15 protein-coding genes are annotated in these 16,090 nt (G+C 42.8%); 3 read left to right on the top strand and 12 right to left on the bottom strand.

Annotation, left to right across the window (positions count from 1 at the left end):
• Nucleotides 1-61: 61 nt before the first annotated feature.
• The 4 genes from DXA60_RS07670 to DXA60_RS07655 all read right to left on the bottom strand — a co-directional run bounded on the left by DXA60_RS07670 (nucleotide 62) and on the right by DXA60_RS07655 (nucleotide 3,268).
• The gene (locus tag DXA60_RS07670) at nucleotides 62-754 is read right to left on the bottom strand and encodes an LrgB family protein (RefSeq protein WP_117920719.1); all 693 of its coding nucleotides are present in this window, start codon (nucleotides 752-754) and stop codon (nucleotides 62-64) included.
• Nucleotides 751-1,116, bottom strand: coding sequence for a CidA/LrgA family protein (locus DXA60_RS07665; RefSeq protein ID WP_117920718.1), 366 nt, complete (start codon nucleotides 1,114-1,116; stop codon nucleotides 751-753). Before DXA60_RS07665 ends, DXA60_RS07670 begins: the two co-directional genes overlap by 4 nt.
• A gap of 210 nt (nucleotides 1,117-1,326) precedes the next feature.
• A complete protein-coding gene (locus DXA60_RS07660; RefSeq protein ID WP_117920717.1) occupies nucleotides 1,327-1,983 on the bottom strand; it encodes a YkgJ family cysteine cluster protein in 657 nt (218 codons plus the stop codon).
• 103 nt (nucleotides 1,984-2,086) lie between these two features.
• Nucleotides 2,087-3,268 carry an alpha/beta hydrolase gene (locus DXA60_RS07655; protein ID WP_117920716.1) on the bottom strand — a complete coding sequence of 394 codons (1,182 nt, stop codon included), beginning with the start codon at nucleotides 3,266-3,268 and terminating at the stop codon, nucleotides 2,087-2,089.
• Nucleotides 3,269-4,080: 812 nt separating this feature from the next.
• Between DXA60_RS07655 and trkA the strand changes: the two genes are divergently transcribed.
• The 3 genes from trkA (at nucleotide 4,081) to DXA60_RS07640 (ending at nucleotide 7,809) form a co-directional block, all read left to right on the top strand.
• Nucleotides 4,081-5,439 (top strand): Trk system potassium transporter TrkA, encoded by a 1,359-nt coding sequence (gene trkA / locus DXA60_RS07650; RefSeq protein ID WP_117920715.1) that lies wholly within the window; start codon nucleotides 4,081-4,083, stop codon nucleotides 5,437-5,439.
• Between the two features lie 6 nt (nucleotides 5,440-5,445).
• The gene (locus DXA60_RS07645; RefSeq protein ID WP_117920714.1) at nucleotides 5,446-6,885 is read left to right on the top strand and encodes a TrkH family potassium uptake protein; all 1,440 of its coding nucleotides are present in this window, start codon (nucleotides 5,446-5,448) and stop codon (nucleotides 6,883-6,885) included.
• A gap of 63 nt (nucleotides 6,886-6,948) precedes the next feature.
• Entirely contained in the window at nucleotides 6,949-7,809 is an 861-nt protein-coding gene (locus DXA60_RS07640; protein ID WP_117920713.1) for a class I SAM-dependent methyltransferase, read from the top strand.
• A 91-nt stretch (nucleotides 7,810-7,900) separates the two neighbouring features.
• Here the strand turns inward: DXA60_RS07640 and DXA60_RS07635 are convergent, their stop codons facing one another.
• The 8 genes from DXA60_RS07635 to DXA60_RS07600 form a co-directional block, all read right to left on the bottom strand.
• Entirely contained in the window at nucleotides 7,901-8,842 is a 942-nt protein-coding gene (locus DXA60_RS07635) for a magnesium transporter CorA family protein (protein WP_186900054.1), read from the bottom strand.
• Between the two features lie 78 nt (nucleotides 8,843-8,920).
• Entirely contained in the window at nucleotides 8,921-9,421 is a 501-nt protein-coding gene (locus tag DXA60_RS07630; RefSeq protein ID WP_243006813.1) for a GNAT family N-acetyltransferase, read from the bottom strand.
• A gap of 128 nt (nucleotides 9,422-9,549) precedes the next feature.
• Complete coding sequence (locus DXA60_RS07625) at nucleotides 9,550-10,212, bottom strand: HAD family hydrolase (protein ID WP_117920710.1); 663 nt, start codon at nucleotides 10,210-10,212, stop codon at nucleotides 9,550-9,552.
• Complete coding sequence (thiE, locus tag DXA60_RS07620) at nucleotides 10,203-10,841, bottom strand: thiamine phosphate synthase (RefSeq protein WP_117920709.1); 639 nt, start codon at nucleotides 10,839-10,841, stop codon at nucleotides 10,203-10,205. The genes DXA60_RS07625 and thiE overlap by 10 nt, the downstream gene beginning before the upstream one ends.
• Nucleotides 10,828-11,655, bottom strand: a complete 828-nt coding sequence (gene thiM / locus DXA60_RS07615; RefSeq protein ID WP_117920708.1) for a hydroxyethylthiazole kinase — start codon at nucleotides 11,653-11,655, stop codon at nucleotides 10,828-10,830. The genes thiE and thiM overlap by 14 nt, the downstream gene beginning before the upstream one ends.
• Before the next feature lie 542 nt (nucleotides 11,656-12,197).
• On the bottom strand, nucleotides 12,198-12,926 hold the full coding sequence (locus DXA60_RS07610) for a TraX family protein (protein WP_117920707.1): 729 nt from the start codon (nucleotides 12,924-12,926) through the stop codon (nucleotides 12,198-12,200).
• Nucleotides 12,927-13,009: 83 nt separating this feature from the next.
• Nucleotides 13,010-13,708, bottom strand: a complete 699-nt coding sequence (gene pyrF / locus DXA60_RS07605; protein ID WP_117920785.1) for an orotidine-5'-phosphate decarboxylase — start codon at nucleotides 13,706-13,708, stop codon at nucleotides 13,010-13,012.
• A gap of 132 nt (nucleotides 13,709-13,840) precedes the next feature.
• Nucleotides 13,841-15,958, bottom strand: a complete 2,118-nt coding sequence (locus DXA60_RS07600) for a methyl-accepting chemotaxis protein (protein WP_117920706.1) — start codon at nucleotides 15,956-15,958, stop codon at nucleotides 13,841-13,843.
• Between the last annotated feature and the right edge of the window lie 132 nt (nucleotides 15,959-16,090).

Here is a 16,090-nt window from a genome sequence, read left to right as displayed (position 1 = left end):
TTTCACATTCTATATTCGGCTTAATATTAATAATCACCTTAATAAAATCACGGCATTATATTTACAACATCGTTGCAAAAATCGGTGCAGCGATTACCGTCAGAATACCTGCCACCGCAATGGAAAGACTGCTCATCGCGCCCTCGATTTCACCAAGTTCCAGTGCTTTCGCCGTTCCGAGTGCATGTGAAGATGATCCGATCGCAATTCCTTTTGCCACCGGTTCTTCGATCTTAAAAACCCGGCAGATTGTCTCTGCTAACACATTTCCGATGATACCGGTGATAATGATGACCGCAACCGTGATCGTGACATAACCGCCAAGTTCTTCCGAGATTCCCATTCCGATCGCCGTTGTGATCGATTTTGGAAGAAGCGTGACATACTGCGCATGGTCAAAATGGAATAACAGTGATAAGACCAGAACACAGATCACACTCGTCAGAACACCGGAAATCAATCCAGCAAAAATCGCGGCAACATTCTGTTTCAGCAGTTCAAACTGCTCATAAAGCGGGATTGCCAGACATACCGTTGCCGGAGTCAGAAGATAGCTTAAATATTTTGCGCCCTCGTTGTAACGCTCATATGGAATATGAAATGCAACTAAAAATACGATCACGGCAACGATCGATATCAGAAGCGGGTTAAATACCGCAAGTTTTAATTTCTTCTTTAAAAACACGCCAAGCTCATATGCAAGTACGCTGATCGCAACACCCAAAAATACGGAATCACATAAAAACTCTCTCATTGCTGTTCTCCTTTCTTTTTTCCTCTGCGCATGACAAACTGCGTCACATGACCGGATACGATCATAACCACGATCGTTGATACCACCATGATCACCACGATCTGTACACAGATCGGGCGCAGTGCATCCCACGCATCAATGAGTCCCGCACCGGCCGGAATAAACATAAGCGGCATGATCTCGATCATGAACTTTCCGGCATCTTTGACTGCTGCAAGCGGAAGAATCCTTGTTTCCAGTGCAATAAATAAAAGAACCAGACCATAGATGCTTGCCGGTACCGGAAACGGGAGTACATATTTTAACAGCTCTCCCAGAAAAGAAAACAACAAAATAATCATAAATTGTCTCAAGTACTTCATATTATATCCCCATTCTTGCGCTGCCATTCAGCACAAATCTTATATGTGAAAAATGTATTTTTCACACCATTATCCTCTTCTTCAGAGGCTTCTCTGAAATTTCAATTTTCAGCCGGATATTATCATAGCACTTTTTGTTAGAATATCAACCTTTTCTGTTACTAATTACCCACTTGTATTTTTAAAAAAACATCAGAATAACACAACATTTTATTCTGGCAGGAGCGAATGAAGCTGTTTTCTCCGCTCCCCCCATTCCTCATAAAAATCCCGCCTGCTATCGTATGGACGGAAAAAGAAAATCTGCAAAAACATCATACAGACTGTTTTCTTTTCTTCCTCTTTCGTCATACGGCTTAAATATTCCTGCATGTTCTTTTTCAGACTATGCCACTCTGTCAAAAACTGCTGATATCGTTTTAACTGCGGCGTATCTAACCATTTTTCCACTTTGATTTTCGTTTTACCGCGTTCACAGGCACCACTCTGCAGAAAATAGGAAACACCCTGCTCCTCATAAATTCTTCCCAGAGGAAATAATCTGCAGATTCCCGGACGGTATGCATGGATACTGCACCTTCCCTCCTCATTTAAAAATACACATGTGCCCGTCTGCTCCTGCATTTTCAAATGAGGAATGATCAGACCATCTTCCACATGAAGTCCGACATAAGACTGCATCAGTCCTTCAAAGCCCATCCCCAGCTCTTTTTCTAATCTTTTGCAATCGTATGGATCAACTAAAACGGTATCCCCCATCTGCTCACAGCAGCTATGGCAGCCTGCACAGTCACTGCAGCCAACACGTACCATATCATGTATGCCATATATTTTTCCATCTGAAATCTCATTGATATCCTGTAACATATACGATATTCCTCTCTTATGTTTTCTGCCCGGAATACACAGACTGATCTATACATTAGTTCAAAACACTGATTGATCTATACATTTAACTGAAAGCCCTGTTTTACAAATTTTTATCGAAAAAAGCAAGCATATTTTCACTCCACATTTTTGCGGAAGTATGGTATCCAAGCCCGATTCCATGATCTCCGGTCGGATATACCTCACACAGATGCTTTACACCTGCTTTTTCAAGTGCTTCATTTAAACGCACGGTATTGCTCGCCGGTACACAGCCGTCATCCGCATTTGCATAGGCATAGGTCATTGGATAATCCGGTGTGATATGGAACTCTACCGATAATTTTTCACGCAGTCCTGTTTCCTCATTGGTATTATAAAGATAACTTCCCTCGTGATATTCCGAAGTAAAACTGATAACAGGATACAAAAGTCCTATGGCATCCGGTCTGGCAGAAATTTTTCTGTATTGTTCTACCATATCAGCTTTCTGGAATTTTGCAAGGTTTTCCAGTACATTTTCCTTTAATTCCTCATGGAGCAGCGCTTCACTTGCACAGAGATGACCGCCTGCAGACGCACCCATGATCACGATCCGTTCCGGGTCTACCTGATATTCCGCTGCATGTGCCCGCACATACATAACTGCTCTTGCAAGATCCATCTGGGGCAGCGGATAATAGTTCGGACGAATCCGATAACATAAAACAAATGCCTTGTAGCCGCCATCACGCTCCATACGCTGTGCAGGCTGAAGTCCCTCATTATAAAAGGACACCATCTCGTAACCACCGCCGGGACAGAGAATTACCGCCGGCTTTAAGTCTGTTTTATTTTTTTTCTCCTCTGCGACCGCCGTGGATTCATAAGGAGGAATAGAATCGCTGCCTGCTGTATGCGCAAATGCTTCATTATCTACTGCTGGATCACCGGTAAATAACCAGACGCCTTCCTCTGTATTTAAATCCGACTGTGGAATACCATTTTCCCAGTGCGGCATCTTAGCGCCTGCAGACGCGTCATCTGTTTCGCCCCAGAGCGGAATATATTTGAATTTCTTTGTCTCCGCTGTTTCTTTGATCAGATTCGCACACTCTAAAAAAGCGTCCGCCAAAAACGGGGCTCCCCATTCCATTGTTTCTTCTTTTTCGATCTGCGCCATCGTATGATCTCTGTGTTCCAGTGGCACACGGTTTAAAAAACAGGTTGGAAATAAATTGCCGATCGCACGGCTGACTGGTTCTGTGTTTAAAATTTCATTCATGGTATTGTTTTTTGTAAACATGTATTTTCCCCTCTTTACACTATTTTTTCAATGCATCGATTCCTGTTTCACATATTATAATGTGTTCTCTGTATTTATCAAAACACTATTATTACGCAAAAATCTGATGATACTTTTAATATACATCAGATTTCTTATCCCCGGTACCGGAAAAACTGTATGATTTTTACATGGAGAATAAGTTGCACAACAAATGATGGTGTGTTTATGACATGAGTCTCCCGTCCAAATGGTATTTCGTAGGCTTGTGAGTGGCATCTTGCGCAAAGCCGGAGTAATTTTCTCCCAAAGTCACAGAATTAGCTTCGACTTTGTGCAAGATGCCAGACCAATAACACAAAATATTTTCAAATGTGTAGTTAATAAATATGGGCATAGTGGGATATATTGAGGTTTTGCCAGTGTTGTCAAACAAATAATAAATTATTGAATATAGTTATTTGGAAATATTTTTTTATCAGATTCAGACACAAAACACTAAAAATTTACGCACCTATTTCGCACTAAGCGCATACACATCCATGATATCTCCGCTAATGTTTCTAAATTTAGTAGCATTTCTGCACGCATATGGTATAATGTGCGTATGCAATGAGCAGTGCCAAACATGGAAATGACAAAAAAAGACTGCTTGCAGGCTCTTTTTTGTTATTTTTATGTTTGATAGGGCGAATGCCCGTCAGTCCGGAAAATCTTTGATTTTACGGACGTGCACTGCGGACTACAGTTTCACTTGAAACTAACAAAAAGACTGCTTGCAGACTATAGTTTCACATAATCCAGAATATTATCAATAGAGGAGTTATCATATCATGAAGATCATTATCGTAGGCTGTGGCAAGGTGGGCTACACGCTCGTAGAACAGCTTGGCAGCGAAGACCACGATATCGTAGTCATTGACGAGAAACCGGAAAAGGTTTCCGCCATCACAAATAATCTCGATGCGATGGGCATCGTAGGAAACGGAATCAACCACCAGACACTGATTGATGCCGGCATCACGACCGCCGATCTTCTGATTGCTGTGACCGGTGACGATGAGAAGAATCTTCTCTGCTGTGTGATCGCAAGAAAGACAGGTCACTGTCAGACGATCGCACGTGTGCGCAATCCTATATATAATAAGGAAATAGAATTTTTAAAAAAAGAATTCGGGCTTGCAATGATCATAAATCCAGAGCTTGCCGCTGCAAATGAAATCGCACGTATTTTCCAGTTTCCATCTGCGATCCGCGTGGATACATTTGCCAAAGGTCACGTGGAACTGCTGCATTTTAAAGTTACCAAAGGTTCCCCGCTTATCGCCTTAAAGTTGTTTAACCTGCATCAGACACTGCACAGTAATGTCTTAGTCTGCACGGTTATCCGTGGCGATCAGGTGATCATTCCAAATGGTGATTTTGAATTTCAGGAAAACGATGTGGTTGCGATAGCATCAGAACGCCGCAATGCGATCGACTTTTTCCGCAAGATCGGTATTGTAAAAAACCGTGTTGGAAATGCCATTCTTGCCGGTGGCGGTAAAGTATCCTTTTATCTGGCAAAAAGTCTGCTTGCTTCGGGTATCCGCGTGACGATCATTGAGATAGACCGTGAACGCTGCGATGTATTAAGTGAACTGCTGCCGCATGCCACTGTAATCTGCGGCGACGCAACCGATCAGAATCTCCTTTTGCAGGAAGGTCTTGAACATGCACAGGGTTTTGCAGCCTTAACAGGCTTAGACGAAGAGAACATCCTTCTCTCCCTCTATGCAAATGATGTCTCCAATGCCAAGACTGTAACAAAGATCAACCGGATCAATTTTCATTCCGTCATTAATGAGCTGAATCTTGGAAGCATTATTTATCCGCGTATTATTACCTCTGACTATATTTTAAAATATGTACGCTCAACTTATAATTCCAAGGACAGCAATGTGGAAACACTTTATAAATTAGCAAACGGTAAAGCAGAAGCATTAGAATTTATCATCAAGGCAGATTCCGCCGTTGCCGGCATCCCGCTTGCCGATCTGCATTTCCGCAAAAACACTCTGATCTGCTGTATTTACCGTAACGGCAAAGTCATCATCCCAAGTGGTCAGGATATCATGATGGCTGGTGACTCCGTTTTAGTCGTTCTTTCCGGTTATCGTATTTCCGATATCAAAGAGATTCTGGAGGAGTAGACGGCAATGAATTATTCGATCGTTTTATATATTTTAGGCTGTGTTTTGAAATTCGAAAGCGCGTTTTTAGTCCTTCCCGCATTGGTCGGGCTGATATACCAGGAAAAAGCCTCTGTCTCTTATCTTGCAGTTGCTGTTTTATGTCTGGTACTTGGTATGCTTCTGACACATAAAAAGCCTCATTCTACAAACCTTTACACCAGGGAGGGGTTTGTGACGGTTGCCTTAAGCTGGATCATCATGAGTATTTTTGGTGCTATTCCTTTTGTACTGACCGGAGATATTCCATTTTATGTAGATGCACTGTTTGAGACGATTTCCGGTTTTACCACAACAGGTTCAAGCATCCTGTCCGATGTGGAGAGTATATCAAAAGCCAGCCTGTTCTGGCGCAGTTTTTCACACTGGATCGGCGGTATGGGAGTATTTGTTTTTATCATGGCGATTCTCCCTCTGATGGGCGGTTCTTCGATGAACCTCATGAAAGCCGAAAGCCCTGGTCCTTCTGTAAGTAAACTGGTTCCACATGTGAAAGACACTGCAAAAATCCTCTACGGTATTTATATTGCCATCACGATCTGTGAAGCAACGATTCTGCGGGCGCTTGGCATGCCCCTATTCGATTCGCTGACTACTACATTTGGTACCGTAGGCACTGGTGGATTTGGAATAAAAAATGACAGTATTGCCAGCTATTCCCCTGCAATACAGATTACGATCACCGTATTTATGATTTTAAGCGGCATCAACTACACTGCGTATTTTTATATTCTGACAGGCAAATTAAAAGACTTCTTTAAAATAGAAGAAGTCCGCTGGTACCTTGCCATTATACTTGGATCGGTGTGTATTATTACCTGGAATATCCGTTCGTTTTACCCAACGTTAGGTGACACTGTGCGTCATGCTTTTTTCCAGGTCGGCTCCATTATCACAACAACCGGATATGCGACTACAGACTTTGATCTCTGGCCGGCTTTATCAAAAACTTTGCTGGTTACACTAATGTTTATCGGTGCCTGTGCCGGCAGTACAAGCGGTGGTATTAAGGTGTCCCGTATCCTGATCTTATTAAAAACGATCCGTAAGGAGCTTTCCCTGATCATCCATCCGCGTCAGGTGAAAAAAATCCGTATGGATGGACACCCGGTCGATCATGAGACTTTACGTTCTGCAAATGTTTTTCTGGTCGTTTATTTTGTACTGCTGTTAACTTCCATGCTTCTTATCAGTGTGGATGAATTTGACTTCACAACAAATTTTACTTCCGTTGTCACAATGTTAAACAATATCGGTCCGGGCTTAAATCTGGTCGGTCCGACACAGAATTTTTCAATTTTCTCTCCGTTTTCCAAGTTTATCCTGATGTTTGACATGCTTGCCGGAAGACTCGAACTGTTTCCGATGATGATTCTTCTGATGCCGTCAACCTGGAAACGTAAATAATAGAATACGCTTCGCGAATATTCTATTGTCATGAATAGTAGAATGATTATGAAAGGATTTTTTATGTGGATTGCAAATAACTGGAAAGATTATGAAGTAATAGACTGCTCCTGTGGTGAAAAATTAGAACGATGGGGCAATTATACACTTGTGCGTCCTGACCCACAGGTCATCTGGGACACACCAAAAAAAGAAAAAGGCTGGAAACATATGAATGCCCACTACCACCGCAGTAAAAAAGGCGGTGGCGAATGGGAGTTTTTTGATCTGCCGGAACAGTGGAGTATTCGTTATGGATCTTTAACATTCCAACTGAAACCATTCAGCTTTAAGCACACCGGACTTTTTCCGGAACAGGCAGTAAACTGGGACTGGTTTTCAGATAAAATCCGCTCTGCAAAACGTCCGGTCAAGGTCTTAAACCTTTTTGCCTACACCGGCGGTGCAACACTTGCAGCTGCCGCAGCCGGAGCTTCTGTCACACATGTGGATGCCTCAAAAGGTATGGTTACCTGGGCAAAAGAAAATGCTGCATCCTCCGGTCTTTCGGACGCACCGATCCGCTGGATCGTAGATGACTGTGTGAAATTCGTAGAACGTGAGATCCGCCGTGGCAATCACTATGATGCGATCATTATGGACCCGCCATCCTACGGCAGAGGTCCTAAGGGTGAGATCTGGAAGATCGAGGAATCTGTGTATCCGCTGATCAAGCTCTGTGCACAGTTACTGACAGATACGCCATTGTTCTTTCTGGTAAACTCTTACACTACCGGACTTCAGCCAGCAGTGCTGCGTTATATGATCGCAACTGCATTAGAAAAATATGACGGAACCGTCACCGCAGATGAGATCGGTCTGCCGGTATCCTCCAATGGACTAGTGCTGCCTTGTGGCGCAAGCGGACGCTTTGAAGGAAACTAAAGACTGTCTGGATTTTACTTTTCAGCATAATGTTCTCCAAAAAAGGAGTTCTGCATCAACCAAAATTGTTGTTGCAGAACTCCTTAATATTTTACAGCATCTTCTTCTTCCGAAGCACCAGCATTGTGACTAAACAGATCAGCAGTGTCAGAACACAGATGATCAAAAATCCATGCGGTGTATTTGCAAACGGCATCCATTTTTCATTGACGTTCATTCCGTAAATACCGGATATAACGGTCGGAATCGCCATAACGATCGTGATGGATGTCAGATATTTCATAACGTTGTTCAATCGGTTGTCGATCACGGATGACATCAGTTCCCTGGTACCATTGATGATATCACGGTAAATCGATGTCATCTCGATTGCCTGCCGGTTTTCGACGATCACATCTCCTAACAGTTCCTTATCCTCCGGGTACTGCTCTAATCGTTTATATCTGGTCAACCGGTCTAAGACAACGCCGTTGGCACGCAGGGACGTTGCAAAGTAGACCAATGTAGACTCTAATTCATGAAGATCGATCAGATCGATATCTTCTGTATTTTTTCCGATCCGTTCCTCAATCTCTGTTCTTTTCTTATCAATCACGCGCAGATTCATCTGGTAATTTGTCGCCGTACGGAATAATATCTGATATACAAAACGCAGTTTTTTCTTTGTGCTGAACTCTTTCACACGGTTGTTTACAAAATTCTGCAGCACCGGTGTATCATCCGTACAGACCGTCACGATCACATCCTGTGTTAAAATGATACCTAACGGGATTGTCGTATAACTCTGTTTTTCATGACGTATCTCAACGGTTGGGATATCGACTAAGATCAGTGTATAACCATCCTGAAGTTCGATACGGGAACTCTCCTCTTCATCGAGTGCGGCCTGGATGTCCTCAATATCTACATTCAATACTTCTGCGATCTCGGCACATTCCTGATGCGTCGGCTGGAGCATCTGCACCCATACGCCATCACCGATTTTTTCCTCCTCATGAATCCTCTGGTTATCTGTCTTAAAATATCTTATCATGGCATTTTCCTCAATTTCCCGGGATACTGCCATGTATTATGCCAGATTTTTGCACACTACATCTTTCCGGGAAGCTTTCTATTCAATTTCTCTGTCATAAATGATCTGATATGCGTTTAAGCCCAGTTTTTTCCCAAACTTAACGCCTGCCTGTCTGATCTGACCACAGTAAGAAAAACCAAAACGTTCATGCAGATGGATACTGACTTCATTTTCACTTGTGATCAGTGAAATAACCGTTCCGATCTGCGGACATTCTTTTGCATATTGCAATGTTTTCTCCATAAGACTGCAGCCAATGCAACGCCCTCGATAACCCGCATGAATATAGATAGAGATCTCAACTGCAGGGTCAAAAGCCTTCCTTTCCCTGTAACGCGAAAGAGAGGCATAACCCGCGACTGTTCCTGCCTCTTCATATACAAAGATCACATATTGTCCCGTGTGCGCATGGAACCATGCCAGACGATCCTCATAATCCTTGACTTCCGTATCAAATGTTGCTGTTGTATGTAAAATGGCATCGTTATAAATATCCATCAATGCCGGAATGTCTTTTAACTCTGCTCTGCGAATCATAATAATCCTCATTCCTGCATGTGAAAATCTTATTTTCACACTGTACCTCAATATTATCTATCATAGCACAGTTTTTTATACGACGCCACGTAAAATTTGTAAATTCCATGTAAATGAGACTTTTTATGTTACCGTTGCAGACTTTCCACAGCACTCACAAATCCTTCCAGATAAATATCTGCCTGCTCCTTTATCTTTCCCTGCTCTTTTCTGCTCGCATCATCATAAACCCCGACTGTCACAAATCCTGCTTTCTTTGCCGTCCCGATCGCATACAGTGCATCCTCAAACACCAGCGTATTTTTCGGCTCTGTCCCAAGAATATCAGCCGCTGCATAATATATATCCGGAGCCACTTTTCCCTTGCCAACTTCCGTACATGTGAATATCTGTTCAAAATAGGAAAACAGTCCGGTACGTTTCAATGCTGCTTCCACCATAGGACGGTCAGTCGAAGTTGCCACCGCCATCTTTATCCCATTTACCTGCAAAGTGTCTAACAGCTCTCTTACACCTTCTTTGGGCTGCACCTCTTTTTCATATGCAGTATAGACAATGTTATTCACGCCCGCCACAATCTCATCAACTGACTCTGCGAGATGATAATTTTCTTTCACATATTCTGCGCCCTTTTGCATGCTCATGGAAAATAAGATATCCGAAAGTCTTTCCCTTACCTTGATTCCTTTGTTCTGCAGATAGCGCTCACTCGCATGTTCCCATACCGGCATGGAATCAAGCAGTGTTCCATCCATATCAAAGATTGCCCCCTGTATGTTCCTTATCTGCATATTTCTTCCGACAGCCCCCTCAATTTCTTTGATGCCGCACGGATATCTTTCTGTGCAAAAATAGCGCTGATCACAGCCACTCCGTCAATCCCCGTGCCCTTTAACTGTAAAATATTATCCCGGCTGATCCCTCCGATCGCAACTACCGGGATCTGCACTGCTGCACAGATTTCTTTTAGCACTTCATGGTCTAATGTTCCGACATCTTTCTTGGTTCCGCTTCCAAACACTGCCCCGGAACCAAGGTAAGTTGCCCCGCATTTTTCAGCGCGCAGTGCTTCTTCCACCGAGTGTGCCGAAACACCGATGATCTTATCTGCGCCAAGCCGCCTGCGTACTTCCCCGGCTTCCATATCATCCTGACCAACATGCACGCCGTCCGCATCGATCTCTAATGCAAGATCTACATTATCATTGATGATAAATGGAACCTGATACTCCCTGCACAGTTTTTGTATTTCTCTTGCTTCCTCTAAGAATGCCTGTTCTGAAATATTTTTCTCACGAAGCTGTAAAAAAGAAACTCCACCCTCCAATGCCTGTCTGACCTGCTCATACAAGGTCTGGCCATTTAACCAGGTTCGATCCGTTACCCCATATAATAATAACTGCTTTTTATCGAATCTCATAACATGCTCCTCTCTCTAACATATCTCCATCCATACATGACACTGCATCCATCAGGCTCACACGGTAAGTCCCACTGCCTGACTGCCCGCTTTTTTCCGCCGCAAGCTCCCCTGCATATCCCATCATACACACTGCTGCCGCTGCCGCCTGTAACTTATCCTCTGGATTTGCTGCAAGGAAAGCTGTTAAAATACCAGAAAGCTGGCACCCGGCTCCGGTGATCCGGCTCATCTGTGGATTGCCGTTTTTTATCACATAACATTTACTGCCATCCGTTACAAGGTCAATAGCTCCGGTAATCACAATGATCGTTTTCAACTGTTGTGACAGCATCTTTGCCGCTGCGATATTCTGTGCTAAATTTTCTTCTGTCACTCTGTCTGTATTGTCTGCATCCACGCCTTTTCCGCTATTTTCTTCTGATTCACATAATGATGCCAGCACTCTGATCTCAGAAATATTTCCACGGACCGCATCAAAATGTATTTCTTTTAACAGTTCTTCTGCTGCCTGTCTGCGAAAACTGCCTGCCCCCACTCCAACCGGGTCTAACACCACCACATGCTTCCGTTTATTTGCCATCTTCCCCGCTTTTAACATAGTCTGAATTTTCTTTTGATTTGGCGTTCCAAGGTTTAAATTAAGTCCCATGCATTGTGCCGTAATCTCCTCTGCCTCTGCTTCCTCGTCTGCCATGATAGGACTTGCTCCGCATGCCAAAAGAACATTTGCGACATCATTTGCCGTCACATAGTTTGTTATATTATGAATTAACGGCGCTATACGCCGCACATTATCAAGATACTTTTTCATAAATCTTTCTGCTCCATACTGTTTACTTCTATGCACATTATATCATGCGCAAAAGCAGCACATGATCGTGATCTACACTCGCTTCGCTCGGCAGTCTTATTATATCATAAATACTTCAAACTGCAGTGCACGTCCGAAAAATCAGAGATTTTCCGGACTGACGGGCATTCGCCCTATCAAACATAAAAATAACAAAAAAGCGCCTGCAAGCAGTCTTTTTTGTCATTTCCATGTTTGGCACTGCTCATTGCTTATGCACATTATACCCTATTTCTGCCCTCCCGCATATGTGACTTTATAATTTTCTTATCTGTTTTTAAGATTTCCTTCATTTTCCAGTCAAGAAATGGTCACAATTATCCCGTATCATTAATAACATCAAAAGGAGCTGTTGAGTTTCGACTCGGGGGTTGGGGTTCTGTCAGTTCCGTCAAAAAACAATCCTGCCAGATATTCCGGCAGGTTTACATATAAAGAGGACTTTAGAAAACATCCCCTCCGTTTTCTAAAGTCCTTTTCTATGAATCCTTATATTAAAATTTTCAGATTGCAGATACAGCACCATATCCCATTTTATATACGATAAAATACAAGATCAGCAGATGTACCGGATAAAATGCGTAAAAGAAATATTTCATGCCAAAACCACGTTTTCCATTATAGAAATAGATTGGAATAAATGCAAATACTGCCGCCCATTCCCACCAGACAAACGCCAGACATCCAAATACGACCTGCTGCATCCTGCTTCTTCGAAACAGATAAAACACCATGATACAAAGCACTCCAAGCGCACCATAATCCGTCGATAAAAACTCTGCTGCGAACATCCCGACGAGGATTGCAAGTGTGGAAAGTCCTGTCCTTTTCCAGACGCTAAAACGGCTCTGTTTCATCACAGAATCATATGCCATCATGGTAAGCAGACCAAGCAGCAATGTAAAAAACACATTCTGATATCCGACTTCTAAAATTTTTCCGTTAAATGCAAGATCAAACGGTATTTCGGATATTGCAGCAAAACACCCTAGACGCAGCGCATATTTTTCCCGGTCTCTCGTGTGCATAAATCCTTCCACCAGAAGGAAGCAGAAAATCGGGAACGCAATTCTTCCGATATTCCGCATCACACGGTATAACTGATACAGGCTGTCATTATAGCCTCCGAATTTTAATACACGAATGATCACAGTCGCTGCAATATGGTCAATAAGCATTGTGGCGATCGCGATCATCTTTAATGCACTTCCACTGAGTCCTTTTCTTTCCATGAAATCCCCTATCTGTTCCAATCCTCTCTTTTAACCGAAAAAAGAGAAAGACCGTTCATCTTTCTCTTTTTCCTGTTTTTCATCTAGCCTACAAATTCTTCTACACATCTGCGGTATGCAGCTACCGGATCATCTGCCTGTGTGATCGGTCTTCCGACTACGATATAGTCAGATCCAAGCTCTTTTGCTTTCGCCGGCGTTGTCACACGCTTCTGATCACCGACATCGCCGTCCGCAAAACGTACTCCCGGTGTGATGGTAAGGAATTTGTCTCCACATACTTCATGTACTTTTCCGGCTTCCAATGGAGAACATACCACACCGTCTAATCCTGCTTCCATTGTATTTTTTGCATAATGCATAACCGTCTGGTCGATCGGTTTTTCGATCCACAGTTCCTGCTGCATTACCTCTTCACTGGTGGAAGTAAGCTGTGTGACTGCGATCAGAAGTGGTCTCGTTCCATCCTCTCTCGTAAGTCCCTCGATAGCAGCCTGCATCATCGCTTTAGTGCCTGCCGCATGTACATTACACATGTCTACATCCAGTCCCGATAATACAGACATTGCTTTTTTTACGGTATTTGGAATATCATGTAATTTCAGGTCAAGAAAAATCTTGTGCCCCATCTGTTTGATCGTACGGACAATCTCCGGTCCCTCTGCGTAAAATAACTCCATACCAATCTTTACAAAAGGTTTTTCCTCTTTAAATTTTCCAAGAAAACTGATCACTTCTTCTTTGCTGTTAAAATCACACGCAATAATAACGTCTCTTCCCATCTCTTCCTCCTGTTTCATCCCATCCGGTTTGTTTTTCAATTCTCAAATGCAATAGATTGCACGCTTTGATGCAACCCCATTGTCATGAATTATACCTGTATGGAATGTGTTTTGCAAGTCATTTTACATGACTTAAGAGAGTTTGAATCGATTAATCGTCTCCATCAGATCTTTGGCAATTGCCTGTAGTGTGCCGGTATGTTCACTGATCTCTGCCATTGTAACATTAACCTGCTCCGTGGAAGCATTAACCTCTTCGGTTGCCGCTGCTGACTGCTCGGATACCGATGCGATCGTTCCCATCTTATCCACAACAAGATCTTTATTGGCAGACATATTTTCATTTAATGTATTGATTCGTTCCATGCCAGATCCTAACATTTCGATCTGTTTCATAATCTCACCAAAGATCTCTTCCGTACGGTTGATTGCTTCCTGCTGCTCACTCTGCAGTACCTCATTCTCCTGCATGGTTGCCTCAACCAGTTTTGATTTCTCTGTGATCTCCGTGATGATCTTTTTGATCTCATCCGTTGACTCTTTCGACTCATCTGCCAGTTTACGGATCTCATCTGCAACAACTGCAAAACCTTTTCCCATCTCTCCGGCTCTTGCTGCCTCAATACTTGCATTTAATGATAACAGATTCGTCTGGGAAGTGATATCTGCGATCGTATCTGATATATAGAAAATTTTATCAATACTCTCGACCATCTCGTTCATGACCTCTAACGAAACTTTGGATTTTTCGGCTGTTTTTCCGGATTTTTCAATCAGGTCTTTTACGCTTTCAATTCCCTCGGTGCTGACCTCATTTGCCTTCTCCGTCATGCCATTCATGCCGGAAACATATTCTTTGGTCTCATCTAAGCTATTCTTCAAATGCTCCACCTGGGTATTGGCTTCCTGTGTACTTTCTGCCTGTTTTACTGCCCCCTGCGCAACACTGTCAATTGCCTGTGTTACCTGTTCGATCGTCGTTTTCGTATTGCCTGCGACCTCAGAGATACCACCTGCAACTTCAAGAATATGATTCGACTTATCCTCAACTGCATGAATCAGTCCGGACACATCATCCATCATACCGTTAAAGTTTGTCTCAAGTACACCAAATTCATCGCTTCTGGTAACTTTGATCTTTTCGGAGAAATCACCGCCTGCAACACGATGTGTCGCATTCTGAAGTTTTTTGATCTCACGGTTAAAACTGAATGCTGTCACAACTGCGATCACACAGCCAAATACCAGTCCGATCATTCCCGCTGCAAGTGTTCCAATATTAATATTGATGAGATTTTTCTGATTTTCCTGATCATTGATGCATCCTATCATTCTCCATCCGGTCACGCGGTCTGTCATCGCTGTGATCGCGCAGTTCCTTCCTTCGGCACGCATATTATAGGATGCCTGTAATACAATATCATCTGCTGCAGGATCTTCACTTTCCTCCAACTGTGCTTTCTGTTCTTCAAGATTATCTAATTCTTCTGTCAAAGGAGCGAAAAATTCAAGGTCTGCAACTGTACCATCTGCAAAAGTATTGCTTTCGCTGTCAACCATGATATTTCCCTGTTCATCTACCAGCATGACAAATCCTGTATTTAAAAGCCTGATGTTTTCCACATAATCTGCCAGTGCAGATGCCTCGATATCCATGGCAACAACACCCTGGACAACATCTTTGTATTTTACTTCCTGACAGACTGTGATAATCTGTTCTCCGGTCTCCTCATCTGTATAAGGTGCTGTAATATAACTGAAAATAGAATTTACTTTTGCCTTTCTTCCCTGACATGCAGTGTACCATTCTTTTCCGGAAAGATCCTTATTTTCTACTGTATTCATCGCTGTCTTTGAACCGTCAGCTTCATATTTTACCCATCCGGTGATCGTTCTGCCATCATTTAAAGCATAATATGCACGCACAGATCCATTCACGACTTTACAGGCTGCAACCAGTTCGTCATTTACATTGTCGATATATTTATCATAGTTTTCCGGCTCGATCAAAAGCTGTTTGATACTGTCTTTTCTAGTCAGAAGATCGACCGGCAGACTGATCGTTTTCTCATATGTCTGCAGACTCGTCATTGCACTGCTTAATGTCTGCTCGCTCGTAAGCTGCATGTTACTGTTTAACACGCTTTTTACCTTACTGTGTGTAAGAAGTGCACAGATCAAAACACTTCCAAGGATCGCAACCATAAAAGCTGCGATCAGCTTTACACTAAGACTTGTTTTTTTCTTCATTTGTGAAATTCCCCCTTCTTTTTTTGCAATGTAAACGGTTACATTTTTGTATTATATCACATATTCAGAAAATAGGGAATCATTTTTAATAGCATTGTTAGTCAGACCACAAAAAAAGAACTTTCCATCTTG

The organism is Roseburia sp. OF03-24 (assembly GCF_003463035.1).
GTDB classification, from domain to species: Bacteria; Bacillota; Clostridia; order Lachnospirales; family Lachnospiraceae; genus Roseburia; species Roseburia rectibacter.
Note: the sequence above shows the minus strand (reverse complement) of the source record. Positions and strands in the feature narration are given on the sequence as shown.